At 73.1% G+C, this 25558-nt stretch carries 23 protein-coding genes; 17 read left to right on the forward strand and 6 right to left on the reverse strand.

The features are described from left to right. Positions 1 to 106: 106 nt before the first annotated feature. Positions 107 to 1312 carry a molybdopterin molybdotransferase MoeA gene (gene moeA, locus CNX65_RS02220; protein WP_177154474.1) on the reverse strand — a complete coding sequence of 402 codons (1206 nt, stop codon included), beginning with the start codon at positions 1310 to 1312 and terminating at the stop codon, positions 107 to 109. Positions 1313 to 1381: 69 nt separating this feature from the next. Here moeA and CNX65_RS02225 point away from each other — a divergent pair, with 69 nt between their 5' ends. The 5 genes from CNX65_RS02225 (at position 1382) to CNX65_RS02245 (ending at position 6190) form a co-directional block, all read left to right on the forward strand. Beyond that, on the forward strand, positions 1382 to 1990 hold the full coding sequence (locus tag CNX65_RS02225) for an AIM24 family protein (protein WP_096491283.1): 609 nt from the start codon (positions 1382 to 1384) through the stop codon (positions 1988 to 1990). Between the two features lie 115 nt (positions 1991 to 2105). After that, on the forward strand, positions 2106 to 2312 hold the full coding sequence (locus CNX65_RS02230; protein ID WP_012783070.1) for a cold-shock protein: 207 nt from the start codon (positions 2106 to 2108) through the stop codon (positions 2310 to 2312). A gap of 134 nt (positions 2313 to 2446) precedes the next feature. Beyond that, complete coding sequence (locus CNX65_RS02235; RefSeq protein WP_096491284.1) at positions 2447 to 3793, forward strand: serine/threonine-protein kinase; 1347 nt, start codon at positions 2447 to 2449, stop codon at positions 3791 to 3793. 239 nt (positions 3794 to 4032) lie between these two features. Next, entirely contained in the window at positions 4033 to 5655 is a 1623-nt protein-coding gene (gene groL, locus CNX65_RS02240; RefSeq protein ID WP_012783072.1) for a chaperonin GroEL, read from the forward strand. Between the two features lie 148 nt (positions 5656 to 5803). Continuing rightward, positions 5804 to 6190 (forward strand): hypothetical protein, encoded by a 387-nt coding sequence (locus CNX65_RS02245; protein ID WP_157767474.1) that lies wholly within the window; start codon positions 5804 to 5806, stop codon positions 6188 to 6190. A 99-nt stretch (positions 6191 to 6289) separates the two neighbouring features. On the opposite strand, the gene CNX65_RS02250 is transcribed toward CNX65_RS02245, so the two are convergent. Both CNX65_RS02250 and CNX65_RS02255 read right to left on the reverse strand, forming a co-directional pair. After that, on the reverse strand, positions 6290 to 6787 hold the full coding sequence (locus tag CNX65_RS02250; protein ID WP_096491286.1) for a hypothetical protein: 498 nt from the start codon (positions 6785 to 6787) through the stop codon (positions 6290 to 6292). Next, complete coding sequence (locus CNX65_RS02255; protein WP_096491287.1) at positions 6784 to 7389, reverse strand: RNA polymerase sigma factor; 606 nt, start codon at positions 7387 to 7389, stop codon at positions 6784 to 6786. The genes CNX65_RS02250 and CNX65_RS02255 overlap by 4 nt, the downstream gene beginning before the upstream one ends. A 380-nt stretch (positions 7390 to 7769) precedes the next feature. Between CNX65_RS02255 and CNX65_RS02260 the strand changes: the two genes are divergently transcribed. From CNX65_RS02260 to CNX65_RS02280, 5 genes are all read left to right on the forward strand, one after another. Further along, entirely contained in the window at positions 7770 to 8444 is a 675-nt protein-coding gene (locus CNX65_RS02260) for a copper homeostasis protein CutC (RefSeq protein WP_096491288.1), read from the forward strand. Positions 8445 to 8769: 325 nt separating this feature from the next. Further along, positions 8770 to 10044, forward strand: coding sequence for an extracellular solute-binding protein (locus tag CNX65_RS02265; protein ID WP_096491289.1), 1275 nt, complete (start codon positions 8770 to 8772; stop codon positions 10042 to 10044). After that, a complete protein-coding gene (locus tag CNX65_RS02270; RefSeq protein ID WP_096491290.1) occupies positions 10041 to 10952 on the forward strand; it encodes a carbohydrate ABC transporter permease in 912 nt (303 codons plus the stop codon). Before CNX65_RS02265 ends, CNX65_RS02270 begins: the two co-directional genes overlap by 4 nt. Further along, entirely contained in the window at positions 10949 to 11782 is an 834-nt protein-coding gene (locus CNX65_RS02275; protein ID WP_096491291.1) for a carbohydrate ABC transporter permease, read from the forward strand. Before CNX65_RS02270 ends, CNX65_RS02275 begins: the two co-directional genes overlap by 4 nt. Further along, a complete protein-coding gene (locus CNX65_RS02280) occupies positions 11779 to 13122 on the forward strand; it encodes a beta-N-acetylhexosaminidase (RefSeq protein WP_096491292.1) in 1344 nt (447 codons plus the stop codon). The genes CNX65_RS02275 and CNX65_RS02280 overlap by 4 nt, the downstream gene beginning before the upstream one ends. Here the strand turns inward: CNX65_RS02280 and CNX65_RS02285 are convergent, their stop codons facing one another. Further along, the gene (locus CNX65_RS02285) at positions 13123 to 13377 is read right to left on the reverse strand and encodes a PspC domain-containing protein (protein WP_096491293.1); all 255 of its coding nucleotides are present in this window, start codon (positions 13375 to 13377) and stop codon (positions 13123 to 13125) included. A gap of 215 nt (positions 13378 to 13592) precedes the next feature. Between CNX65_RS02285 and CNX65_RS02290 the strand changes: the two genes are divergently transcribed. Both CNX65_RS02290 and CNX65_RS02295 read left to right on the forward strand, forming a co-directional pair. Continuing rightward, positions 13593 to 14699: an XdhC family protein gene (locus CNX65_RS02290; RefSeq protein ID WP_096491294.1), complete on the forward strand. Its 1107-nt coding sequence runs from the start codon at positions 13593 to 13595 to the stop codon at positions 14697 to 14699. Positions 14700 to 15219: 520 nt separating this feature from the next. Beyond that, entirely contained in the window at positions 15220 to 16158 is a 939-nt protein-coding gene (locus CNX65_RS02295; protein WP_096491295.1) for an o-succinylbenzoate synthase, read from the forward strand. Between the two features lie 230 nt (positions 16159 to 16388). Here the strand turns inward: CNX65_RS02295 and CNX65_RS02300 are convergent, their stop codons facing one another. Further along, positions 16389 to 18041 (reverse strand): DNA repair helicase XPB, encoded by a 1653-nt coding sequence (locus CNX65_RS02300; protein ID WP_096491296.1) that lies wholly within the window; start codon positions 18039 to 18041, stop codon positions 16389 to 16391. 124 nt (positions 18042 to 18165) lie between these two features. Here CNX65_RS02300 and CNX65_RS02305 point away from each other — a divergent pair, with 124 nt between their 5' ends. The 3 genes from CNX65_RS02305 to CNX65_RS35115 all read left to right on the forward strand — a co-directional run bounded on the left by CNX65_RS02305 (position 18166) and on the right by CNX65_RS35115 (position 20377). Further along, on the forward strand, positions 18166 to 18696 hold the full coding sequence (locus tag CNX65_RS02305) for an LppU/SCO3897 family protein (protein WP_096491297.1): 531 nt from the start codon (positions 18166 to 18168) through the stop codon (positions 18694 to 18696). Between the two features lie 55 nt (positions 18697 to 18751). Next, positions 18752 to 19210 carry an LppU/SCO3897 family protein gene (locus tag CNX65_RS02310; protein WP_096491298.1) on the forward strand — a complete coding sequence of 153 codons (459 nt, stop codon included), beginning with the start codon at positions 18752 to 18754 and terminating at the stop codon, positions 19208 to 19210. A gap of 90 nt (positions 19211 to 19300) precedes the next feature. Beyond that, complete coding sequence (locus CNX65_RS35115; protein ID WP_157767476.1) at positions 19301 to 20377, forward strand: LppU/SCO3897 family protein; 1077 nt, start codon at positions 19301 to 19303, stop codon at positions 20375 to 20377. A gap of 64 nt (positions 20378 to 20441) precedes the next feature. On the opposite strand, the gene CNX65_RS02320 is transcribed toward CNX65_RS35115, so the two are convergent. Beyond that, on the reverse strand, positions 20442 to 21443 hold the full coding sequence (locus CNX65_RS02320; protein WP_096491300.1) for an ABC transporter substrate-binding protein: 1002 nt from the start codon (positions 21441 to 21443) through the stop codon (positions 20442 to 20444). A 469-nt stretch (positions 21444 to 21912) separates the two neighbouring features. On the opposite strand from CNX65_RS02320, the gene CNX65_RS02325 reads away from it, so the two are divergent. Together CNX65_RS02325 and CNX65_RS02330 are read left to right on the forward strand one after the other, a co-directional pair. Then, a complete protein-coding gene (locus tag CNX65_RS02325) occupies positions 21913 to 25131 on the forward strand; it encodes a nitrate- and nitrite sensing domain-containing protein (RefSeq protein WP_232519670.1) in 3219 nt (1072 codons plus the stop codon). Beyond that, positions 25128 to 25547, forward strand: coding sequence for a roadblock/LC7 domain-containing protein (locus CNX65_RS02330; protein WP_012783089.1), 420 nt, complete (start codon positions 25128 to 25130; stop codon positions 25545 to 25547). Before CNX65_RS02325 ends, CNX65_RS02330 begins: the two co-directional genes overlap by 4 nt. Positions 25548 to 25558 lie beyond the last annotated feature (11 nt).

The raw sequence follows: 25558 nt of genomic DNA on the forward strand, positions 1-25558 counted from the left end.
AGGCGGCGGCACCGTAGCACGCGCCCTGCGCAGGTCACGCCCGATATACGAAGATCATTCAGAAGCCACCGGGAAGCGTGGCGCGCACCCTTGCAAGGGGGAGCCCTCAGAGCAGCCGGACCAGCACCTCGGCGCCGTCCGCCAGCTCGTCCACCTCGGCGGGCACCTCGATCAGGCAGTTGCTCAGCGCCAGCGACGACAGCAGGTGCGAGCCCGGACCGCCCACCGGCGTCACCACCTGGCCCGAGCCCGCGTCGTACGCCCCGCGCCGGAACTGGGTCCTCCCCGACGGCGCGGTGATCGACCCGCGCAGCCGCGCCACCACCGTCGGCCGCTCCGCGTCCGCGAACCCCATCGCCGCCCGCAGCGCGGGCCGCACGAACACCTCGAACGACACCTGCGCGCTCACCGGGTTCCCCGGCAGCGTCGCCACCGGCACCCCCAGGTACCGGCCCGAGCCCTGCGGCCCACCCGGCTGCATCGCCACCTTCGTGAACTCCACGCCCCGCCCGGTCAGCGCGTCCTTCACCACCTCGTACGCGCCCGCGCTCACCCCGCCCGAGGTCAGCAGCAGGTCGAACCCGCCGATCCGCTCCTCCACGACGGCCCGGAACCGGTCCACGTCGTCCGGCACGAACCGCAGCTGCTCCGCCTCGCCGCCTGCCTCGCGCACCGCCGCCGCCAGCATCAGCCCGTTCGACTCGTAGATCTGCCCCGGCAGCAGCGGCTCGCCGGGGGCCACCAGCTCCGACCCGGTCGACAGCACCAGCACCCGCAACCGCCTGCGCACCGGCAGCGCCGGGATGCCCAGCGCCGACACCAGCCCCAGCTGCGCCGCGCCCAGCACCCGGCCCGCCCGCAGCGCGACCTCGCCGACCCGCACGTCGTCCTCGGCCCGCCGCACGTTCTGCCCGAGCCGCACGCCCCGGTCGACCCGCACCGACCCGACACCCGCGTCGGTCCACTCGACCTGCACCACCGCGTCCGCGCCCGGCGGCACCGGCGCGCCCGTCATGATCCGGTGCGCGGTCCCCGGCTCCAGCGGGACCACGTCCGTCCGGCCTGCCGGGATGTCCTCCGGCACCGGCAGCACCACCGGCAGCTCGGCCAGGTCGGCGACCCGCACGGCGTAGCCGTCCATCGCCGAGTTGTCGAACGGCGGCAGCGCCACCGGGGCCACCGCGTCCGAGGCGAGCACCAGCCCGAGGCAGTCGGCCAGCGGCAGCTCGACCACCGGCGCGACGCCGATCAGATCGGCGATGCGGGCCTTGTGAGCAGCGACTGCCGTCAACGAGTTGGACACGCCGACCATCCTCCCCCTCCCGTGCGAGACTGCACGAACCGGCCGGGCGGCGGGTCGGGTGACGGGGGGATGAGCGCAGTGCAGGTGCGGACCAGGCACACGCCCGGCTACGGCGTGGCGAGGCTGCTGCTGGCCCCGGCCGAACCGGTGCTCGTGGAGCGCGGCTCCGTGCTCGGCACCAGCTACGGCGTCGGCTTCGACACCCGCGCCAAGGGCAAGGGCGTGCGCGCCGCGCTGTGCACGGCGGGCCCCGAGGGCGGCTGGGTGGACGTGGTCCCCGGCGTGCCCGGCGACCTGCACGTCGTCGACCTGGACGGCAAGTCCGGCTGGTGCTTCAGCGGCGACGCCTGGCTCGCCTGCGCTGGCACCGTCGGCCTCGACCCGGCCGCGCCGCCCCTGCGCGCCCTGCACGGCGGCGACGCGGGCTTCCTCAACTACGCCTTCGGCGCAGGCCCGCTCGTGCTGGCCTGCGCGGGCGCCGTCGACGTCGTCACCCTCGAACCCGGCGAGCTGGTCACCCTGCACAGCGGCCACGTGCTCGCCTTCGCCGACACCGTCCAGTGCAGGCTCCGCGCCGTCTCCCCGGACCTGCCGCAGTCGGTCCGCGACGGCGAGGGCCTCGCGCTCGACTTCGCCGGGCCCGGACTCGTCCTCACCCGCACCCGCAACCCGCGCCGCAGGTCGTGAGCGTTGCGGGACAACGGACTCAGCGTGACCGCATGACTCCGTAAGGAGGTATCCCGAGCGCCCTCCGTGCCTCTAGCGTGGCGCTTTGCTCAGGTATTTCTCGAAGGAGGACGTCTTGGCTGTCGGCACGGTCAAGTGGTTCAACTCGGAGAAGGGGTACGGCTTCATCGCCGCCGACGGCGGGCCGGACGTCTTCGTCCACTACTCGGCGATCATGATGGACGGATTCCGCACGCTCGCCGAGGGCGACCGCGTGGAGTTCGAGATCCAGGCGGGCCGCGACGGCCGCAGCCAGGCCTCGGACGTCCGCAAGGCGTCGTGACGCCCGCCCGGTCCGCCCGCCGGGTGGGCCGGGCGTCCCACCCCACCCCCGAGGGGGAGTGATCCGGTGGGAACGGGCGCCGTTTGCACGGGACTGGGCGCGGGCGGGGCCGCTCGCGGGTTAGGCTGCCTCGCGTGTCGGAGGACCTGAGCGGACGGCGGTTGGGGCACTACCGGATCGACGGGGTGCTCGGTCGCGGTGGCATGAGCGTCACCTACAAGGCCACGGACGTCAGGCTCGGCCGCAAGGTGGCGCTGAAGGTCATCGGCGAGCACCTGACGGCGGACGCCGAGTTCCGCGAGCGCTTCGTGGACGAGGCCCGCAACACCTCGGCCATCGACCACGCGAACATCGTCCCCCTGTACGACTTCGACGAGGTCGACGGGCTGCTGTACATCGCCATGCGGCTGGTGGACGGCCAGGACCTCGCCACCCACATCAAGGACGGGCCCCTCGCGCCCTCGCGCGCCCTTGTGCTGCTGGAGCAGGTCGCCGAGGCGCTGGACATGCTGCACGGCAAGGGCCTGGTGCACCTCGACGTGAAGCCGGCGAACGTGCTGGTCACCACGAAGGAGGCCACCCGCGAGCACGTGTACCTGGCCGACTTCGGCCTGACCCGGCGCGGCGCGACCGGCCACCGCACCCGCACCGGCGACTTCCTCGGCTCGCCCACCTACGCCGCGCCCGAGCACCTGCGCGGCGAGCCGCTGGACGGCCGCACGGACCAGTACGCGCTGGCCTGCATGGTGTTCGCCTGCCTGACCGGCCGCCCGCCGTTCCAGGGCGGCGTGCAGGACGTCATCCAGGGCCACCTCGGCTCGGAGATCCCGCCGATCACCTCGCTGGTGTCGCTGCCGCCCGCCGTGGACGACGTGCTGCGCAAGGGCACCTCGAAGGACCCGGCGCAGCGGTTCGCGACCTGCCACGAGTTCATCACCGCCGTCACCGCCGCGCTCGGCCCGGCCGCGCAGCAGACCACCCCGCCCCGCCCGGCGGGCGCGCCTGCCCCGCAGCAGCACGTCGGCCAGCCGCACGCGGGCCCGGCCAGCGGCGGCTTCCCGGCCCAGCAGGGCGGCTACCCGCAGCGCCCCGGCTACCCGCAGCAGCACCAGCAGCAGTACCCGCCGTCGGAGCCGGTCCGGCTGCGCCCGCCGACGCCGGTCGGGGTGAGCGCGTTCTCGGACACCAAGCAGCCCCGGCCCGCCTGGTTCGTGCCCGCGCTCGCGGGGGCGATCGCGGTGGTGCTGATCGTCATCCTGGTGCTGGTCCTCAAGCCCGAGGACGAGCCGACCGCGCCGCCGTCGAGCCTGCCCGCGTCGTCCGGCCCGGTCGCGCCGGGGCAGGCCCTGCCGTCGTCGGCGCTGCGGTCGTCCGCGCTGCCGTCGTCGGCGCTGCCGTCGTCCGCACTGCCGGGTGCCGCCGGGGCCCCGTCCGCCGTGATCGGTGACGCCCAGTCGCCGTCCGTTCCCCCGTCCGCCTGATAGACGCCTCTCCCTGAGCTGCGGTTCTTGCACTCTCGGGTGGTGAGTGCTAAACACGAACCTGGCACTCGGCACTGCTGAGTGCCAGCACAAGCAGGCTGGGACGGTGAGGCCGAGCCCCTCCGGGGGCGGGGTCGTCCGTCGCGGGCACCGATGTCCTGGCCGAAGCACCGTGTTCCGCTGCGGGCGCACGCCCGCAGTGGTCCCCAGTACGCAATCAGGCGGAGGAACACACCGCAATGGCCAAGATGATCGCCTTCGACGAGGATGCCCGCCGCGGTCTTGAGCGAGGCATGAACATCCTCGCGGACGCCGTCAAGGTGACGCTGGGTCCCAAGGGCCGCAACGTCGTGCTCGAGAAGAAGTGGGGTGCGCCGACGATCACCAACGACGGCGTCTCCATCGCCAAGGAGATCGAGCTCGAGGACCCGTGGGAGAAGATCGGGGCCGAGCTCGTCAAGGAAGTGGCGAAGAAGACCGACGACGTCGCGGGTGACGGCACCACGACCGCCACCGTGCTCGCCCAGGCCCTGGTCCGCGAGGGCCTGCGCAACGTGGCCGCGGGCGCCAACCCGCTGGGCCTCAAGCGCGGCATCGAGAAGGCCGTCGAGGCCGTCACGGAGCAGCTGCTGAAGACCGCCAAGGAGGTCGAGACCAAGGAGCAGATCGCCGCCACGGCGTCCATCTCCGCGGGCGACTCGACCATCGGCGAGCTCATCGCCGAGGCCATGGACAAGGTCGGCAAGGAAGGCGTCATCACCGTCGAGGAGAGCAACGCTCTCGGGCTCGAGCTCGAGCTCACCGAGGGCATGCGCTTCGACAAGGGCTACATCTCCGGCTACTTCGTCTCCGACCCGGAGCGCCAGGAGGCCGTGCTGGAGGACCCGTACATCCTCCTCTACGGCTCCAAGATCGCCTCGGTCAAGGACCTGCTGCCGCTGCTCGAGAAGGTCATGCAGAGCGGCAAGCCGCTGCTGATCATCTCCGAGGACGTCGAGGGCGAGGCCCTGGCGACCCTGGTGGTCAACAAGATCCGCGGCACCTTCAAGTCCGTCGCCGTCAAGGCGCCCGGCTTCGGCGACCGCCGCAAGGCCATCCTGCAGGACATCGCGATCCTGACCGGCGGCCAGGTCATCACCGAGGACGTCGGCCTCAAGCTGGACACCGCGGACCTGTCCCTGCTGGGCAAGGCCCGCAAGGTCGTCGTCACCAAGGACGAGACCACCGTGGTCGAGGGCTCCGGTGACGCCGAGCAGATCCAGGGCCGCGTCAACCAGATCCGCGCCGAGATCGAGAAGTCGGACTCGGACTACGACCGCGAGAAGCTCCAGGAGCGCCTGGCCAAGCTCGCCGGTGGTGTCGCGGTCATCAAGGCCGGCGCCGCCACCGAGGTGGAGCTCAAGGAGCGCAAGCACCGCATCGAGGACGCGGTGCGCAACGCCAAGGCCGCCGTCGAGGAGGGCATCGTCGCCGGTGGCGGCGTCGCGCTGCTCCAGGCCGCCGAGGCCGCCTTCGCGGGCCTGAAGCTCGAGGGCGACGAGGCGACCGGCGCCAACATCGTCAAGGTGGCCGTCGAGGCCCCGCTGAAGCAGATCGCCGTGAACGCCGGCCTCGAGGGCGGCGTCGTGGTGGAGAAGGTCAAGGGCCTCCCCGTCGGCCACGGCCTCAACGCCGCGACCGGCGTGTACGAGGACCTGCTCGCCGCGGGCGTCCCGGACCCGACCAAGGTGACCCGTTCCGCGCTGCAGAACGCCGCCTCGATCGCCGCGCTGTTCCTCACCACCGAGGCCGTCGTGGCCGACAAGCCGGAGAAGGCGGGCGCGGCTCCGGCCATGCCCGACGCCGGCGGCATGGACTTCTGAGTTCCCCACGGGACACCGGAAGCACGCCAGCTAGACCACCGGAGTGCCCGGTCCGCCACGGCGGACCGGGCACTCCGGCGTTTCGTGAGGGGCTCGCGCTCGTTCGAGGGCTTGCGTTCCAGGACCTGTGCCCTGTGCCCTGGGGCTTGTGTTCCGTCGCCGTGCGCCGCCGTCGCCGCTGCTGCTGCTGCTGCCGCCGCTGCTGCTGCTGCTGCTGCCGCTGCTGCTGCTGCTGCCGCTGCTGCTGCTGCCGCCGCCGCTGCTGCCGTCACTGCTGCTGCCGTCGCCGTCGCCGTCGCGCCACCGCCTCCGGCCGCCGAAGCCCGCTTGCCGCGGAAAGCGCTTTCCCGTCGGGCGGGAACCGTCACCGCCCCGTGCGCTCGAAGAGTCGCGGTCCAGGAGGAACGTCATCGCTGAAGACCGCTGCCAAGCCGGCGGAACCCCACCGGACAACCCTGCCGGAGACCCCTGCCGGAGACCCCTGTGCCTGTCCCAGTCGGAGCGCCCGCCGCTGTTTGACGAAGCGCTTCCCTGACCGGTGCCGTGCCGTGCCGTGCTCCCGTCCCGTCACCTGCCACTCGCACCGTGCTCCCGCAGGCCCCCCGACCGCGGTTCCGCCCGGTTCCGCCCGCCGCTACAAGACGATCGTCGGCGTGACCACGGTCTTCCCGGCCACGCCCCCCGCGCCGTCGGCCAGGTGCACGATGATCTGCGTCGTCCCGGCAGGCACGTCCGGCACCACGAACCGCCCGACGTCGTCGGCCTTCGCCGTGGTCGACCCGTGGTCCGCGACCCTGACCTCCACGGTGTGCTCCCCGGCGGGCACCAGCCACCCGTCGATCCGGTGCCTGCCGCCCATGGACGTGAAGTTCACCATCAGGGTCAGGTCGTCCACCGTGAAGGTGATCGTCCCCTGCTGGCCGACGCCCCTGACCCCGGTGAGCGAGGCCGACCGCTCCCACCGGGCGACCTCGACGTCCAGGTCCTCCAGCGCCACGGCGAACTGGATGCGCTCCACCAGGCTGGCGGGCGGCGGGTCCAGCTCGTACACCAGTCGCCGCAGCTCGGCGAGGACTGCGGTGTCCTCGTTGTTCCCTCTGTGGTCATCGCGCGGATCGATGTCGTTGTTCACCGCGATCCTCCTTCCGCTTCGAGATGCGCCCGCAGCGTGCCCAAGCACCGACCCCTGGTGGGGCCGATGCTGCCGCGGGGCATGGACAGTGCTTCCGCCACCGCGCGGTACTCCGCCCGCCCGGCGAGGACGGTGAGCCGCAGCAGCTCCTGGCACCGCTGCGACAGCTTCCCGAAGGCGCGCCACAAGCGCTGGTCGCGATCGTCGACCAGCGCGGCGTCCTCGGGCAGTCCGATGTTGCTCTCCTGCTGCTCCGCCATCTCGTCGGACAGCGACGACTCGCGCCGCGACGGCGTCCAGGTCCGCTGGGCCTCGCGGCGCGTGGCGACCACCAGCCACCCGGCCAGCGCCCTGGGCTGGGTGATCCGCCCCAGGTTCCTGAGCAGGGCCAGCCACACGGTCTGGACGACGTCCTCGGCCGTGCTCCGGTCCAGCCCGTGCCCCCGCGCCACGTGCCAGACCAGCGGGGTCAGGTCGTGGATGAGCACGTCCAGCGCCCGCCGATCGCCCGAGCGGGCGGCGATGAGGCAGACCTCGTGCCGGTCCGTGCCGTCGAGCCCTTCCCACGGTGGGCGCTCACCGGTCATGCGCAGCTCGCCCACGCCGCCACCTCCTCCTCGCAGTGCCCCCGGACCGATCCGATCGTCACACACCCCGACCCCCGGAACGGCGGGGCGGTCCGCGCTGCCCCCCTGACAGCGCGGACCACCGCCGCGGTGGGTGCGGCCCGGTCGACACCCCTCGAACTCGGCCGACGCCGCATCCCTCTCCCCCCTCAGGCATCTCCCCCTCGGCGACCCCTGCGGTCACCAGTTAAGGAGCGGGTGGTTCCGGGCTGGATACGTCACTTCCCATCCACAGTGTCCGGTCCGCCCGTTCGAGTGAACTTTCCGCAGTTCAGCGGTGTTGAGCCGCTCTTGTTCACAGTTTTCCGGAAGCTGCGCCCTAGGAGTTCCCCGCGACGGGTTCTATGGTCTAGACCATGTTGGAGATCATCGCCCTGACCCCGGCGGACGCGGCAGCGGCCCAGGCCGGCGGCGCGGACCGCCTGGAGCTGGTGGCGGACATGGCGTCGGACGGCCTGACCCCGTCCGCCGAGGTGCTCCGCGACGTGCTGTCCACGACGGACCTGCCGGTGCGCGTGATGCTGCGCGACGCGCCGGGCTTCGCCCCCGCCGACCCGCCGTCCCTGCGCCGCGCGGCGGCCCGGCTGCGGGAGGCGGGCGCGACCGAGTTCGTGCTGGGCTTCCTGGGGGCCGGGGGAGCAGTCGACCGGGAGGCGTGCGCGGACCTGCTGGCGGAGCTGGAGGGCTGCGCTTGGACGTTCCACCGCGCCCTGGACAACGCCGCCGACCCGGAGGCGGCCTGGCCGGTCGCGGTCGGGCTGGGCTGCGACACCGTGCTGGCGGCGGGCAGCGCGCGCGGCGTCGCGGAGGGGGCGCCGGTGCTCGAACGCCTCGCGGCGCGCCAGGCGGCGGACGGCGTGCGCCTGCTGGTGGGCGGCGGGCTCAAGCGCGAGCACGTGCCGGGTTTGGCCCGCGCGGGCGTGACGTCGTTCCACGTCGGCGGCGCGGTCCGCGCGCAGGGCTGGGACGGCCCGGTGTCGGAGCCGCTGGTCCGCGAGTGGGCCGCGCTGGTGGCGGACGCGCGAGGCTGACCGCCACGCCTCCGGCGCGGGGAACCCCGCCGCTCCTCGCGCCGAGGGCGCACCGGCCTCCGAGGCCGCTCTTTCGGCCTCGGAGCTGCCGGGGCACCCGGTCCTGGTTCTCCCGGCCGCCCGCGCGGCGCGCCGCCTGCCTCTCCCGCCCTCGTCCCCGCCCCTGCCTCATTTCCGCCCCCCTCCCATCCCGATCCCGAAGCCTCCGGCCCCTCACCTCCTCGCTCTGGTCTAGACCTACCTCCCGTTCCCCCCTAGCATCCCCGTTGCTTCCCATGAAACACGCGTTGCACAGAGTGCAACGCGTCGGAGAAGGGGTTGTCGGATGCGCTTCCTGGTCGCCGCCGCCACGACGGCACTGCTCCTCACCGGCTGCGCGCCGGTCCAGTCCGGCCCCGCCCCCGAGAGCGGCGACGAGCGCGTCGGGCAGCTGCGGGTGTGGCTCTTCGACGAGGTCAACCGGGCGCCCAAGGAGGCCCTCGTCGCCCGCGCCGTCGCCGAGTTCGAGGCCGCGCACGAGGGCGTCACCGTCGACGTCCAGCACATCCAGGTCGCCAGCCGCGCCGAGCGCTTCAAGGCCGCCTTCAGCGACCCCGCCAGCGCCCCCGACGTCGCCGAGTTCGGCAACACCGACCTCGCGGGCTACGTCGCGGGCGGCGGCTTCGCCCCGCTCGACCTCGGCGGCTGGCCCGACGCCGCCGACCTGGCCCCCCGGATCGCCGAGACCGGCGAGGTCGACGGCCTGCTCTACGGCCTGCCCTGGTACGTCGGCGTCCGCGCCCTCTACTACCGCACCGACGTCTTCCGCGAACTGGGCCTGCGACCCCCGGCCACCCTCGCCGACCTCGCCCCCACCGCCCGCGCGATCCGCGCCGCCCGACCCGACCTCCTCGGCATCTCGGCGGGCGGCAAGTACACCTACGGCGCGCTCCCGTTCCTCTGGGCGGCGGGCGGCGACGTCGCGCGCGAGCGGGACGGGCGGCACACCTCCGCCCTCACCGACCCCGAGTCCCTCGCCGGCCTGCGCCGCTACACCGAGCTGCTCGCCGACGACATCTGCCCGCCCGCCCAGTGCGCCGCCAACGGCGGCGACGCCAGCGTCGAGGCGTTCCGCGCGGGCAAGGCCGCCATGGTGATCGGCGGCGACTTCAACCGGAAGTCCGTCGACGACTCCGCCGCGGGCGGCAAGTACGCCGTCGTCCCGCTGCCCGGCGAGACCGCGGGCTCGATCGCCCCGGCGTTCGCGGGCGGCAACCTCCTCGGCGTCCTCAAGGGCACCCGGCACCGCACCCTCGCCACCGAGTTCGTGCAGCTCCTGGGCGGCAAGCGGTACCAGCGCGAGATGTTCGACGCGATGGGCAACCTGCCCACGTTCACCGACGTGCAGGCCGAGGTCGCCGCCGCGAACCCCGCCCTGGAGCCGTTCACCCGCACCCTGGAGGCGGGCACCCGGTTCGTCCCCGCCACCCCGGACTGGGCCAAGGTCGACGCTCAGGGCGTGCTGCCCACCCTCATCCAGGAGGTCGCCACCGGCGCCAAGGGCCTGGACGCGGCGGCGGCCGACGCGGCGGCCCGGATGAACGACATCTTCGGCTCATGACCGTCCACAGTGGACGCAGTGACACCCGCGCCGCGCTCGCCCACCTGGCCCCGGCGCTGCTGGTCCTGGTCGGCCTGCTCGGCTACCCGGTCTACCAGCTCGTCGTCATCTCCCTGTTCGACTACGGCCAGGAGCAGGTCAGCGGCGGCGCCCCGCTCACCTTCCTCGGCCTGGGCAACTACGCGGAACTGCTGGGGGACAGCAGGTTCTGGTCCGTGCTCGGCCAGACCGCGGGCTTCGCCGCGATCTGCGTCGGTGGCGCCCTGCTGGTCGGCGCGGTCCTCGCCGTCGTCGCCACCAGGGTCCGCCCGTGGGCCCGCGCCCTGCTGTTCCTGACCGCGCTCGGCGCCTGGTCCACCCCGGCCGTCGCGGGCTCCACGATCTGGCTGTTCCTGTTCGACGCGAGCTTCGGCTTCGTCAACGAGGCCCTCACCGCGCTCGGGATCGAGGGCGCGCGCGACTTCCCGTGGCTGTACGGGAGGTGGACCGCGTTCGGCGTCGTCGCCGCCGAGGTGGTCTGGTGCTCGTTCCCGTTCGTCATGCTCACCCTCTACGCGGGCATCCGCTCGATCCCCGGCGAGGTCCTGGAGGCCGCCGCGCTCGACGGGGCCTCCACCTGGCGGGCCGCCCGCAGCGTCGTGCTGCCCCTGCTCCGCCCGCTGCTGGTGATCGTCACCATCCAGTCGGTCATCTGGGACTTCAAGGTCTTCACCCAGGTCTACGTGATGACCAGCGGCGGCGGCATCGCAGGCCGCAACCTCGTGCTGGCCGTGCACGCCTACCAGCAGGCGTTCGCCGCCTCCGAGTACGGGATGGGCGCGGCGATCGGCGTCGTCACCACCGCGCTGCTGCTCCTGCTCACCGCGGGCTACCTGCGGGCGCTGCGCCGGGGAGGTGAGCCGCTGTGAGGCGCTGGGCCTGGGAGGCGGTCGCGGTCGGCGCGTCGCTCGTCGTCGCGTTCCCGCTGTACTGGATGGTGCTCACCGCGCTCAAGCCCGCCGCCGAGGTGGTGTCGGCCGAGCCGAGGCCGTGGACGCTCGCCCCGTCGCTGGACAGCTTCACCCGCGCCCTCACCGTCGAGAGCTTCGGCCGCTACCTGGCCAACAGCCTCGTCGTCGCGGTCGCGGTGGTGCTGCTGAGCCTGGTGCTGTCGTTCCTGGCGGCCACCGCGCTCACCCGGTTCCGGTTCACAGGCCGCACCACGATGCTGGTGATGCTGCTGGTGGTGCAGATGGTCCCGGTGGAGGCGCTGACCATCCCGCTGTTCTTCCTGGTGCGCCAGGTGGGTTCGGCCGTTCCCGCGCTCGGGCTCAACCACCTCGGCTCGCTCGTGCTGGTGCACCTGGCGTTCAGCCTGCCGTTCGCGATCTGGATGCTGCGCGGCTTCGTCGCGGCCGTTCCGGTGGAGCTGGAGGAGGCGGCGACCCTGGACGGCGCGTCCCGGACCAGGTTCCTGTGGGGGGTGCTGTTCCCGCTGGTCGCCCCCGGCCTGGTGGCGACGAGCGCGCTGTCGTTCATCCACGCCTGGAACGACTTCCTGTTCGCCAAGACGTTCATCATCTCCGCCGAGGAGAACCAGACCCTGCCGCTCGCGCTCCAGGTGTTCGTGCGGCCCGATCAGAACGACTGGGGGGCGATCATGGCCGGTTCCACCCTGATGACCTTGCCGGTGCTGGTGTTCTTCGTGCTGGTGCGGCGCAACCTCGTCGGCGGCCTCGCCGGGGCGGTGAAGTCGTGACGCTGCTGCCCGAACCGGTGTCGGTGGTCTGGGGCGGGGGGACCGTGCCGTGGTCGCCGCCGGTCGTGCGGCGCGCGCCCGGACCGGCCGAGGGCTACCGGATCTCCATCTCCGCCCGTGGCGTCCACGTCGAGGCGTCCGACGACGCCGGCGAGTTCTACGCCCACCAGACCCTGCGCCAGTTGCGCGGGCCCGACGCGTTCCGGGCCGCGCCGATCCGCCCCGACGGGCCCGTGCCGGTGTGCGAGATCGTCGACCGCCCCGAGCACCGGTGGCGCGGCTGCATGATCGACGTGGCGCGGCACTTCCTGCCCAAGCACGACCTGCTGCGGTACGTGGACCTGCTGGCCGCGCACAAGCTCAACGTGCTGCACCTGCACCTGACCGACGACCAGGGCTGGCGGGTCGAGTCCGAGCGCTTCCCGAGGCTGCACGAGGTCGGCGGCTGGCGGCCGGACTCGCGGTGGGGCGACCGGCGCGGCGGGCTGAGCACGGGCAGGCCGCACGGCGGGTACTACACGCGCGACGACCTGCGCGAGGTCGTGGCGTACGCGGCGGCGCGGCACGTGGGCGTGGTGCCGGAGATCGACGTGCCGGGGCACTCGCAGGCGGCCATCGCGGCGTACCCGGAGCTGGGCGTCGACGGCGGCGGGGTGTGGACCGACTGGGGGGTGAACCCGCGCGTCCTCAACGGGGCACAGTCCACAGTGGACTTCTACCGCGCGGTGTTCGACGAGCTGCTGGAGGTGTTCCCCGGCGAGGTGGTCGGCTTCGGCGGCGACGAGGCGCCGGGTGGCGACGGGCGGTTCGTGCGCCTGATCGCGGAGCACCTGGTGGCGCGCGGGCGCAGGCCGTACGGCTGGGACGAGGTGCTGGACGTCGAGGGCCTGCCGGAGGAGACGGTCATCGCGGCGTGGCGCTCGGAGGAGGCGGCGGAGCGGGCGCTGGAGCGCGGGCTGGACGTGGTCGCCTGCCCGGAGCGGCACGCGTACCTGGACTACCGGCAGTCCGAGGACGCGGACGAGCCGATCCCGGTGGGCACGGTCCTCACCACCGAGGCCGTGCGCGCGTACCGGCCGCCCGCCGGGGTGCTCGGCGCGCAGGCGAACATCTGGACCGAGCACCTGGACAGCCCGAGGCGCCTGGACTACGCCGCGTTCCCGAGGCTCTCGGCGTTCGCGGAGGTGGCGTGGAACCCGGCCCCGGTGGACGGGGCCGGGTTCGCGGCGAGGCTGGGCGCGCACCTGCCCAGGCTCGCCGCGCTCGGCGTCGAGCACCGCCCGCCGGGCGGACCGCTGCCGTGGCAGCGCCTGCCAGGGGTGCCCGGCCACCCGCGCTGATCACGCCTCCTCGGGCACGAGGACCCACGCGGCGAGGTAGAGGATCGCGCCCGCGCCCACGCCGAACAGCGTGGCGGCGACGAGCAGGATGCGGAGCAGCGCGGCGTCGACGCCGAGCATCTTCGCCGCGCCGCCGCACACGCCGGCGATCATGCGGTCGGTGCGGCTGCGGCGGAACTGCTTGACCTTGGTCGTGGCCTGCGCGGTGGCCTCGCCGAGCTTGGCGGCGGCGTCGTTGAGCGAGTTGTTCGTCATGGCTCAAGAGTGCCCCGCGAACGGGCCGCTGCCATCGGGGTCTGACCCTGACTTCCCCCGGAGCCGGGGCCTCGGGGTCGGGGGGGCGCGGCGGGCGCCGGGCCGGGTGGCGCCTTCGACCCCACGAAGCCGCCCACCGGTTCGGGGCGTGACGGTGGTTCCGCGCGTCGGGCATCGTGGGGGACCGGTTCCCGCGCCCCTCCTGGAGGTCGGCTGTGCGCGACGTGCTCCCCGACCTGGTCAGGCGGGTCGCCGGTGGTGAGGTGGTCGGGGTGGGGACGGTGGTCGCCACGTTCAGCTCCGCGCCCCGGCCGCCCGGCGCGGCGATGCTCGTGGGCGCGGACGGCTCCGCCGTGGGCAGCGTGTCCGGGGGGTGCGTGGAGGGGGCGGTGCACGAGCTGGCGCTCGGGGTCGTCGGGGGCGGGGCGCCGGTGCTGCGGCGGTTCGGGGTCAGCGACGACGACGCGTTCGACGTCGGGCTCACCTGCGGCGGGATCATCGACGTGTACGTCGAGGCGGTGTCGGCGGCCGGGTTCCCCGAGCTGCCGCTGGTCGACGCCTCGGTGCGGGCCGGGGAGGCGGTGGCCGTCGCGACCGCCGTCGAGCACCCGACCCGCGCGGGCGCCCGCCTGGTCGTGTGGCCGGACCGGGTGGCCGGGGGGCTCGGGTCGGCGCGGGTGGACGACGCCGTGGCCGACGACGCGCGCGGGCTGCTCGCGGCGGGGCGCAGCGGGGTGCTGCGGTACGGGCCGGACGGGCAGCGGCGGGGCGAGGGGCTGTCGGTGTTCGTGAACTCCTTCGAGCCGCCGCCGAGGCTGCTGGTGTTCGGCGCGATCGACTTCGCCGCCGCGATGGCCCGCCTCGGCGCGTTCCTCGGCTACCGCGTGACGGTCTGCGACGCCCGCCCGGTCTTCGCCACCGCGGCCCGCTTCCCGCAGGCGGACGAGGTGGTCGTCGACTGGCCGCACCGCTACCTGGCCGCCGAGGCGGCGGCGGGGCGGGTCGACCGGCGCACGGCGGTCGCGGTGCTGACGCACGACCCGAAGTTCGACGTCCCCCTGCTGGAGGTCGCCCTGCGGCTCGACCTGGGCTACGTGGGCGCGATGGGCTCGCGCCGCGCGCACCACGACCGGACGGCCCGGCTGCGGGCGGCGGGGGTGGCGGAGGCGGAGCTGGAACGGCTGTCGTCGCCGATCGGGCTGGACCTGGGGGCGCGGACGCCGGAGGAGACGGCGGTGTCGATCGCGGCGGAGATGATCTCGCTGCGGTGGGGCGGAGGGGGCGCTCGGCTGACCACGACCGAGGGAGCGATCCACCGGTGACGGGTGGCGGGTGGCGGGCGGCGGGTGGCGAGGGCTTGTGGCGGGCGCGGGTGGCGGTGGGCACGGGGCGCGGAAGGCTCGCGACGGGCGACGGGCGACGGGCGACGGGTAGTGGGCGGCGGGTGACGGGCTGCGGGGGCGGGCGACAGGCGGCGGCCGACGGGCGGCGGGTAGTGAATGACGGGCTGCGGACTGCGGGCTGCGGGCTGCGGGTAGTGGGTGACGGGCTGCGGGCGGCGGGCGGCAGGGGGCGGGCGATGGCCGACGGGGGCGGATGGCTGGGCAGGGGCCGCCGTGCGTGGGCGCGGGTGCCGGGGCCAGGCCCGTCTGCCGGTGATCGGCGGTGCGGCAGCCGCGCCACCGGTGCGACCGAGCGGTGGTCGGCAAAACCACACCCCTCGCCGCCGGGCGTGGCCGGTGGTTCCCCGCCGTCGGCAGCCCACCGGCGGCAGCCCGCCAGCGGCAGCCCGCCGGCGGTGGCCCCCACCCGCCGTCCTGGCGGTCGCTCTAGCATCGGCGGGTGCTCGTCTACTCGATCCCCATGCGCACCCGGTTCCGCGGCATCACCGTCCGCGAGGGCGTGCTGCTGGAGGGGGAGCGCGGGTGGGGGGAGTTCTGCGCCTTCCTCGACTACTCCGACGCCGAGTGCGCCCCCTGGCTCGCCTGCGCCGTCGAGGCGGCCGAGGAGGGGTGGCCCGCGCCGGTGCGGGAGCGGGTCGCGGTGAACTGCACCGTGCCGGTCGTGTCCCCCGAGCGGGCGCACGCCCTGGTCTCCGCCTCCGGCTGCGGCACCGCCAAGGTCAAGGTCGCCGACCCCGGCGCGCCGCTCGCCGAGGACCTCGAACGGGTCGCGGCGGTCCGCGACGCGCTCGGGCCCGGTGGGGCCGTGCGGGTCGACGCGAACGCCGCCTGGGACGTGGACACCGCCGTCGCCGCCATCCGCGCGCTCGACCGCGCCGCGGGCGGCCTCGAGTACGTCGAGCAGCCCTGCCGCACCGTCGAGGAGCTGGCCGCCGTGCGCCGCCGCGTGGACGTGCGGATCGCGGCCGACGAGTCGATCCGCCGCGCCGAGGACCCCCTGCGGGTCGCGGTCGCGGGCGCGGCCGACGTCGCGGTGATCAAGGTCGCCCCGCTCGGCGGGGTCCGGCGGGCGCTGCGGGTGGCCGAGGCGTGCGGGCTGCCGTGCGTGGTGTCGTCGGCGGTGGAGACCTCGGTCGGCATGGCGGCCGGGCTCGCGCTCGCGGGCGCGCTGCCCGAGCTGGACTTCGCCTGCGGCCTCGGCACCCTGCCCCTGCTCGACGGCGACGTCGCCACCGCCTCGCTCGTCCCGGTCGACGGTTGGCTCCCGGTCCCGACCGCGCCCCCGGTCCCGGACCGCGCCGAGGAGTTCGCCGCCGACCCGGAGACCGCCCTGCGGTGGTGGGAGCGCCTCGCGCGGGTCGAGCGCGTGCGCGGGTGACCCGCGGGCGGGTGATCCAGGGGGCGGGTGGTCCGGGGGCTCGACGGGCGCGCGGAGAACCGCCCGCCGAACCCCGGTCCGATCACCCGACGTCATTTCCCGGAAAACGATCACGTGTCCCGTTCGTGACATTCCGCGGGACGCCCACCGGGGGCCTCACCGCCCTTCCGGCGAAATCGCGGAAAAAGCTAGCCCGTACAGCCGCCGTCACCCCGCTGAACGGGTGAAGATCATCCGATCTTCGGCCCCAGAAGATCATCCGCGTCCACGATCCGATAGGCGTAACCCTGCTCCGCCAGGAACCGCTGCCGGTGCGCCGCGTAATCGGTGTCGAGCGTGTCCCGCGAGACCACCGAGTAGAAGTGCGCCTGCCGCCCGTCCGCCTTCGGCCGCAGCAACCGCCCCAACCGCTGCGCCTCCTCCTGCCGCGACCCGAACGTCCCCGACACCTGCACCGCCACCGACGCCTCCGGCAGGTCGATCGAGAAGTTCGCGACCTTCGACACCACCAGCGTGCTCAGCTCCCCGCGCCGGAACGCGTCGAACAGCTCCTCGCGCTCCTTGTTCTTCGTCGCCCCCTGCACCACCGGGGCCCCCAGCGCCGCGCCCAGCTCCTCCAGCTGGTCCAGGTACGCGCCGATCACCAGCGCGGGCTCGCCGGGGTGCTTGTCCAGCACCGCCTTCACCACCGGCAGCTTCGTCCGCGCCGTCGAGCACAGCTTGTACCGCTCCTCCGGCTCGGCCGTCGCGTACCCGAGCCGCTCGGCGTCGGTCAGCGTCACCCGCACCTCGGTGCACTCGGCGGGCGCGATCCACCCCTGCGCCTCGATGTCCCGCCACGGCACGTCGAACCGCTTGGGCCCGATCAGGGAGAACACCTCCCCCTCCTGCCCGTCCTCGCGCACCAGCGTCGCCGTCAGCCCCAGCCGCCGCCGCGACTGGAGGTCGGCGGTCATCCGGAACACCGGCGCGGGCAGCAGGTGCACCTCGTCGTAGACGATCAGGCCCCAGTCCCGCGAGTCGAACAGCTCCAGGTGCTTGTACTCGCCCTTCGACTTCCGGGTGATCACCTGGTAGGTGGCGATCGTCACCGGGCGGATCTCCTTGCGCTCGCCCGAGTACTCGCCGACCTCGTCCTCGGTCAGCGAGGTCCGCGCGACCAGCTCCCGCTTCCACTGCCGCCCGGCGACCGTGTTCGTCACCAGGATCAGCGTGGTCGCCCCGGCCTCGGCCATGGCCGCCGCCCCGACCATCGTCTTGCCCGCCCCGCACGGCAGCACCACGACCCCGGACCCGCCCGCCCAGAACGCCTGCGCGGCCAGCCGCTGGTAGTCGCGCAGCTGCCAGCCCTCCTCGACCAGGTCGATCGGGTGCGCCTCGCCGTCCACGTACCCGGCCAGGTCCTCGGCGGGCCAGCCGACCTTGAGCAGCAGCTGCTTCAGCCTGCCTCGCTCGCTCGGGTGAACCACGACCGTGTCGTCGTCGATCCGCGCGCCGAACATCGGCTTGATCTTCTTGTGCCGCAGCACCTCCTCCAGCACCGCCCGGTCGAGCGACTGGAGCACCAGGCCGTGCGCGGGGTGCGTGCTGAGCTGGAGCCTGCCGTAGCGGCCCATCACGTCGACCACGTCCACCAGCAGCGGCTGCGGCACCGGGTAGCGGGAGAACCGCACCAGCGCGTCCACGACCTGCTCGGCGTCGTGCCCGGCGGCCCGCGCGTTCCACAGCGCCAGCGGCGTCACCCGGTAGGTGTGCACGTGCTCGGGGGCCCGCTCCAGCTCGGCGAACGGCGCGATCGCCGCCCGCGCCTCGTCGGCCGCCGGGTGGTCGACCTCCAGCAGCAGGGTCTTGTCCGACTGGACGATCAGGGGGCCGTCGGTCACGGGCGCGCTCTCCTCGGTTGGGGCGGGGGTGTGGTGCGGGCGTCCCACCAGTGTGCGCGCCGGGCGCAAGTACGCTGTCCCGCGCCGTGGCCAGCGAGGTCGCGCAGCGACAGCCGAGGTGGTCATGAGCAGCGACGACGCCAGGAACGACACCGGCGGCAGGCCCGCGCCCAACCGCAAGGTCATCGCCGTCGCCGCCGTCGCGGTGGCCGTCCTCGCCATCGCGGGGTACGCGGTCCACGCCCTCACGGGCCCTGGCTCGTCGGCGGGCGAGTGCGTCCGGATCACCGGTGCGGACGGCGACTCGCTCGCGGTCACCCCCGACGACTGCGACGCGGACCTGGCCAACTTCCGGGTCGGCAAGGTCGTGGACGGCGCCGACGCGCCGTGCCCCGAGGAGGGCGTCTACACCGAGGCGCGCGGCCAGGGCTCCAGCACGCTCTGCCTGCTGCCGAACATGGTCGAGGGCGCCTGCTACGGCCCGGACGACCGGGGCTTCGGCGGCCTGGTCAGGTCCGCCTGCACCGGCGAGGCGACGATCAAGGTGACCAAGGTCATCGAGGGCTCCACCGACACCTCCGGCTGCCCGGACGGCGCGGGCATGTCCTACCCCGAGCCGCCCATCACGTTCTGCGTCGTCCCGGCCGACCTGTAACCGGTAGGGGTGAACCCGCTCAACCGCGCCGAGTGATTGTGCCGATGCCCCGTCCATGAGAGAGAGCGGATGGCTGATCGGCGCGGCGGCGCTGGTCCTGGCCGGGGGCTGGCTGCTGGCCGCCCCCACGGCGGGTGAGGACCTGCCCAGCGCGGGCGACTGCGCGAGCTTCGTCGGCACGGCGGACGCCCCCGGCTACGCGGCGCTGGACTGCGGGGCGGAGCAGGCGAACGCGCGGGTGCTCGGCGTGGCCGAGGTCGCGGACGCCTGCCCCGGTTCCGACGCGCGGCCCACGGCGGGCGGCGCGGTGTGCCTCGGACCCAACCTGGTGGCGGGGCACTGCTACCGGGACGACCTCCAGATGGGCCTCGTCCGGGTGACGTGCGACACGTTTGGGGCGGTCAAAATCCTGAAAGTGGCAAACAGCACATTTCCGTGCGAAGAGGGTGATCTGCTCACCCTCGGCGACCGCTCGACCGCGTTCTGCGCAACCCGCGCCGCCGACTCGCGGTAGCGACCCCGCACGCGCGCGCCGCCGGGAGGCGTGCCACCCCGCCCGGTCGGGGATACGTTCTCCGGGTCCGCCCCGCGAGAGGACGACCCGGTGACCACGCCCCCAGAAGGCCCGCAAGACCCCTGGCAGCCCTCCTGGCGGCCGGAGCCCGAGCAGCGGCCGGAGCGTCCCGGACCGGCCGTCGACCCACCTCAGCGGGCCGCTCAGCCCGCTTTCCCCTCCCAGGACACCCCCTGGGGTGCGCGGACCGGCCACGACCGGCTCCCCGACGCCCGGCCCGGCGCGGCCGACCCGGCCCCCGGCCCGCGAACCGACCAGCGGCACGACCCGCGAACCGAGCCGGAGACCCCGCCCACCGGCCTCGCGCAGTTCGGTTTCACCGGCGAACCGGCGGACCACTCCGCGTTCACAGTGAATGGCCGAATTTCCAACCAATCGGAATTCGCAGGTCAGCGGGACCCCGCGCGATTTCCCGATTTCCACCGCGACGAGCGGTCGGCACCACCGCCGTCCGACGATTCCCTGGGTTACGCGGTGCTCGTCCAACCCCTCGGCCCCGGCAGCGCGCCCGCGCCCGAGGTCCGCTACCGCCAGCCCTGGCAGCCGGCCCACCGGGAACAACACCCCCACGACCCGGCGCGGGCGCCCCGGACCGGCCTGGCGCGCCGCACCAAGGTCGTGCTCGCCCTGGCCGCCGTCGTCCCCCTCGCGGCCGTCGTGGCCCTGTCGTTCGGCGGCGAGGACCGCCGCACCGCCGTGGCGGGGGCCGAGGCGGGCGACTGCCTCAAGGTGAACGAGGTCAGCCGCGACGGCGCCGACGTGGAAATGGTCGACTGCGCGGCCGGGGACGCGGCCTACCGCGTCGCCGTGAACCTCCCCGAGGACGATCGCTGCCCGCCCGGTGATTACGACGAGTACATCCGAGGGGGAGCGGGCAACAGGGGTTTTCGGCTTTGTCTGATGCTGAACGCCACGGACGGTGATTGCTTCAAGGAGGAAGGGGGCATCGCCGCCAGCAAGACCACAAAGGTCCGCTGCGGCTCGGGAGCCACCTACAAGGTCGCAAAGGCGCACTCGGGCACGGTTGACGAACTCGTCTGCGAATTCGACGAGAACCCACGCGTCTACCCGACGCCGCCGACCACCCTGTGCATCACCGACCCGTAAAGCAAAGGAGCCCTTCCGGACAGCGGGAAGGGCTCCTCGGCGGGATGGCGCGGGGAAACGGCGATCAGCCGGTGCTGGCCGTTCCCTCCGGCAGCAGGACCTGCACGTCCAGCTTGCCCACCAGCACGTCGGCGGTGTCCATCATGTCCGCGACGCGCTGGAGGCGCACCGAGTTGAGCGACACCGGGAAGGTGCCGATCGACACGAGCGCCGCGGTCTGCTGGTCCACGTCGATGTAGCTGGTCAGGACGTCCTGCACGGCCAGCTTGTTGTCCGAGGCGGCCTGCTGGGCCTCCTGCAGGACCGAGCGGAACAGCTTGAGGGTCTGCGGGTTGGCGTCGGCGAACTTCTTGCTCGACGCGTAGCCCGACATGGGGAAGTCCTGGGTGGGGCCGGTGGCGGTGTCGGTGATGACGCGCGCGCCGACCTCGCGCTGGGCCTTGGTGATGTACGGCTCGATCATCCACGCGGCCTGGATCTTGTCCGCGCGCAGGTCGTTGACCATCTGCGAGAACGGCATGGTGGTCAGCTCGACGCTGGACTGCTCGATCCCGGCGGTCTTGAGCACCGACGTCGTCGTCAGCGCGCCGAGGTCCTTGGTGCTGTCCACCGCGATCTTCGGCTTCCGGTTCGCGGACCTGCCCTTGATCTTCTCCGCGCTGTCGTACTGCGGGTTCGTCGTGACCAGGGCCATCGAGTTGGCCCCGGCCTGGTAGGCCTCGCCCTGGATCTGGAGCTCGGTGCCCTCCGCGACCTTGCTGAACAGCTTCACGTGGCTGCCCCACGTGATGTCGAGCGTGCTGTCGAGCTGCTTGAGGCCTTCGTCTTCGCTGCTCACGTCCACCAGCTGGACCTGGAGCCCGGCGCGCTCGAAGAGCTTGTCGTTGAGCGCGAGCTTGAGCGGAGCGACGTCGACCACGGGCAGGACACCGATCCTGAGCGTGTTGCGCTCGAGAGCGGGTGTCTCGTCCCCGGAGGTACCCGGCAGCAGTCCGCAGGCCGACAGGGTCGTTGCGCAGACGATCAGCGCTGCGGCGCGACGGAGAACACGCGCTGGGGTAGGCATGGCACCTCGTTGGTGGTTGACCTCTGGAACGGGTCTATTTTGATCTACGGAATTGGGTCGACGAACGTCGACGTTCGTGGATGGTAACCACCCGTAGGTATGAAAAGACAGCCCCAACCCGATACGGTGAGTGCTTCCGAAGGCTTCCGTAGGGTAGGGGGCTGGCACTACCATCCGCCTCTGTGGCACTGCACCGCGAGTTGTGCGGAGCGGACGGCGCCGGGGCGGGGTGCCTAGCCAGGGCTACCACCTATGTGCTGCAATTCGGCCCGATTTCGAGTCCATGCTTCGGTCCTGGGGAGAGGCCGAGGAACACTGCTGCTGGAAGAGGAAGCCCAGGGTGGCCCGACGAGAGAGAGGTTCCGGCCAGTCAGGCGTGGGGAAACCACCACGTACCGAAAGCCCCGAAATGGGTGACGGACTGGCTGCGCTGCGTGATGGAACTGTGACTGAATCAACGGGAACCGGGTTGACGACAGGCGTCAGGCAGGGGGAGGCGCGCACCGCCTCGTGGCGGCTGCAGAACTGGCGCCTGCCCACCAAGCTGGGGGCTGTCCTTCTCATCCCGACCGTGGCGGCGCTCGCCCTCGGCGGTCTGCGCGTGCAGTCCGACCTGGCGAACGCCACGCAGTTCAGTCGACTGGCCAACCAGGTGCAGTTGGAGACCGCGGTCGCGGACCTGGTGCACCAGCTCCAGCGCGAGCGCGACCTCAGCACGTGGTATGTGGCGTCGAGCAAGCAGATCGAGAGCGTCGCGCTCGACCGCCAGCTCGTGCGGGTGAGCGACGCGGTCGAGACGCTCAAGAGCAAGATCATCGACCTGAGCGGGGACTTGGCCCCGGAGACGGTCGAGCGGTTCCGCGGCACGGCCGAGCAGCTCACCCGGCTGAACAGCCTGCGCAGCGCGGTCCGCGAGACGCAGTACCCGTCAGACGCGGTCCTGCGCGTCTACTCGGAGTCCGTCGAGAGCCTCCTCGACCTTGGCGAGCAGGCCATCGGTGGCATCGACGACCCCGAGCTGGCACGGCTCCACCTGGCCACGAACGCGATGGCCCGCATCAAGGAGCAGGAGTCGCAGAAGCGCGGCATCCTGTTCGACGTCTTCCAGCGCGGCAGCTTCGCGGCCAACCAGGAGCGCGCCCTCCTGGCCGTCAACGCCGAGCTGGACGCGGCGCGCAACGACTTCCGCAAGTCCGCCACGCCCGACCAGGCCAAGATCTACGACGACACCGTCACCTGTCTGATCATCGACACGGCGAACAACATGCAGGAGACGGCGCTCAACCTCGCGGGCACCACCAGCGGGTTCGGCGACATCAGCCCCAAGGGCTGGGACGTGTCCTCCACCCTGACGGTCAACAAGACCCGCCAGGTGGAGGTCATGCTCATCGAGCAGCTGCAGAGGCTGAGCGACGAGCGCACCGGCGAGGCTCGCGCCGCGGCGTTCTACGACTCCGGCGTCGTGCTCGGCGCGCTGCTCATGGCCCTCGTCATGGCGCTGTTCGTCGCGCGGTCGATCCTCAACCCGCTGCGCCTGCTGCGCCGCACGGCGCTCGACGTGGCGGACAAGGGCCTGCCGGAGGCGGTCGAGAAGATCCTCGCCGACCCGAACCCGCAGGAGGCCGCCAAGACCGCCATCGCGCCGGTGCCCATCACCACGCGCGAAGAGGTCGGCCAGGTGGCGCGGGCGTTCGACGCGGTGCACGGCGAGGCGGTCCGACTGGCCGCCGAGCAGGCGATGCTCCGCGACAACGTCAACGCCATGTTCGTCAACCTGTCCCGCCGGTCGCAGGCGCTCGTCGAGCGCCAGCTGAACCTGATCGACCGGCTGGAGCAGGACGAGCAGGACCCGGACCAGCTCGCCAGCCTGTTCGAGCTGGACCACCTCGCGACGCGCATGCGCCGCAACAGCGAGAACCTGCTGGTGCTCTCGGGCACCGACCTGTCCCGGCGGCTCACCCGCCCGGTCCCCGTCGCCGAGGTCCTCGGCGCCGCGGTGTCCGAGGTCGAGCAGTACGCCAGGGTCCAGGTCGGCCAGACCCCGGAGCTCACCGTCCAGGGCCGCGCGGTCAACGACCTCGTGCACCTGATCGCGGAGCTGCTCGACAACGCGACCGCCTTCTCGGACCCGGTGACCAAGGTCACCGTGCGCACGGCCCGCACCCGCAAGGGCGAGCTGGCGATCGAGATCCAGGACCGCGGCGTCGGCATGAGCGACCAGGACCTGCGCGACGCCAACGAGCGGCTGGCCAACCCGCCGGACGTCGACGTCGCCGTCTCCCGCCGCATGGGCCTGTACGTGGTCGCGCGGCTGGCCAAGCGGCACGACGTCAAGGTCAGGCTCCGGGGCAACGAGGACATCGAGGGCGGCACCACCGCGCTCGTCACCGTCCCCGAGGCGCTGGTCACCTCGGCCGGTCAGACCGCCCACCCGATGGGCGCGGACCTGATCGGCTCGCCCAGCGCACCGGCCCCGAGCGCCTTCCCGAGCCCGAACACCGCCCAGCGCGCCAGCGGCATCGCGGGCGCCTTCGGCGGCGGCAACGGCACGGCGGGCGTCACCACCAGGCACGACGAGGAGTCCAGCTACCCGGCGGTCAGCTTCATGTCGACCGACGTGGACGCCGACGCGACCCGCGCGCCCTACCGGGCCGAGGTGCCGCAGGAGACCTCCGCGGAGATCTCCCAGGCGTCCTGGCTGCCCATGGTCGAGGAGCAGCCCCCCGCGGTGGCGCGGGACGCGCAGAACGAGCCCACGGGCACGTTCGGCTCGCCCACCCTCTTCACCGCCTACGAGGACCGCGACGCCCCCCAGGCGGACCACGAGCACGGCTACCAGACCACCCAGTTCCCGACCGTGGACGACTCGGCGAACGCGTTCGCGCCGTTCGCCGCGCCGCTGCCGGAACCGGAGCCCGAGCCGGAGCCCGAGCCCGAGCCGGAACCGGTCGTCTTCCAGCGGAGCAGCGCACCCAGGGCGTCCGCGCCCGCGCGGCCCGTGGTCGACGACACGCCGACGGAACGCCTCCCGATCTACGAGGCCGTCCTGTCGCAGTGGTTCCAGTCCGTGGGAAGCGAGACGTCCGCGGGGACCACCCAGGCCGTTCCGCCCGCCCCGGCCGCACCCGCTCCGCGCCCCGCGCGGCAGGATGTGCAGCCGGAACCCCAGCGGGAGGAGGCTCCTCTGCCCACGCGCAAGCCACGCCCGGTGTCGGAGCAGGCCCAGGAAGCCGCCGCCCCGAGCAGCGCCATCGAGAACGGTCTGCCCAAGCGGCAGCCCGGTTCGCAGAGCAACATGTCCAAGCGCACACTGGAGACGAGCAGGGTGAGCGAGCCGGAGGCCGTCCAGGCCGAACCGGCGGCAAAGGCGAGCCCCGCGTCCGTCTGGCAGTCGCCCGCGGACGAGGGCTGGCAGGCCGCGCAGTCCCTGCTCAGCAGCACCCCCGACGCCACGACGCAGGCAGGGCTCCCGAAGCGGAAGCCCAAGGCTCAGCTTGTGCCGGGCAGCGCCGCGCCCCTCGCGGGCGCGACGCAGCAACCGCAGCAGCCCCCGCTGCCACCACGATCGGCAGATGTCATTCGTGGACGCATGTCCAGTCTTCAGCAGGGCGTCCGTCGGGGGCGGCACGCGCTGATCGACGCTTACGCTGGTGACATGTCGAGCCGGCAAGACGAGGAGCAGGAGTGACGACCGCAGCTCAGCCAGGAAGCTTTGGTTGGCTTATCACCGACTTCGTGCGTCGGGTTCCCGGCGTCGCGCATTCCGTTGTGGTGTCGGCGGACGGGCTTCTGCTCGCCGGCTCCCAGGGACTGCCGAGGGACCGCGCCGAGCAGCTCTCCGCTGTGGCCTCTGGCCTGGTGAGCCTCACCACAGGCGCCGCCAGGTGCTTCGAGGCGGGCACGGTGAACCAGACCGTGGTGGAGATGGAGCGGGGCTACCTGTTCCTGATGTCCATCAGCGACGGCTCCTGCCTCGCGGTGCTCGCAGCCCCGAACTGCGACATCGGTCTGGTCGCCTACGAGATGACCCTGCTGGTCGAGCGAGTCGGCCAGCAGCTCACCCCGGAGCTGCGCGCGCAGCTCCAGGGCGTGGTTCGGCGGTAGACCTCATGAGA

It is taken from the genome of Actinosynnema pretiosum (assembly GCF_002354875.1).
In the GTDB taxonomy this organism is placed as follows: domain Bacteria; phylum Actinomycetota; class Actinomycetes; order Mycobacteriales; family Pseudonocardiaceae; genus Actinosynnema; species Actinosynnema auranticum.

Excerpts from the sequence above, each read along its gene's own strand:
- CNX65_RS02265 (WP_096491289.1), top strand. The coding sequence starts at position 8,770 with ATGCGCTTCCTGGTCGCCGCCGCCACGACGGCACTGCTCCTCACCGGC.
- CNX65_RS02305 (WP_096491297.1), top strand. The coding sequence starts at position 18,166 with ATGAGCAGCGACGACGCCAGGAACGACACCGGCGGCAGGCCCGCGCCC.
- moeA (WP_177154474.1), bottom strand. The coding sequence starts at position 1,312 with ATGGTCGGCGTGTCCAACTCGTTGACGGCAGTCGCTGCTCACAAGGCC.
- groL (WP_012783072.1), top strand. The coding sequence starts at position 4,033 with ATGGCCAAGATGATCGCCTTCGACGAGGATGCCCGCCGCGGTCTTGAG.
- CNX65_RS02285 (WP_096491293.1), bottom strand. The coding sequence starts at position 13,377 with ATGACGAACAACTCGCTCAACGACGCCGCCGCCAAGCTCGGCGAGGCC.
- CNX65_RS02270 (WP_096491290.1), top strand. The coding sequence starts at position 10,041 with ATGACCGTCCACAGTGGACGCAGTGACACCCGCGCCGCGCTCGCCCAC.
- CNX65_RS02260 (WP_096491288.1), top strand. The coding sequence starts at position 7,770 with ATGTTGGAGATCATCGCCCTGACCCCGGCGGACGCGGCAGCGGCCCAG.
- CNX65_RS02310 (WP_096491298.1), top strand. The coding sequence starts at position 18,752 with ATGAGAGAGAGCGGATGGCTGATCGGCGCGGCGGCGCTGGTCCTGGCC.
- CNX65_RS02320 (WP_096491300.1), bottom strand. The coding sequence starts at position 21,443 with ATGCCTACCCCAGCGCGTGTTCTCCGTCGCGCCGCAGCGCTGATCGTC.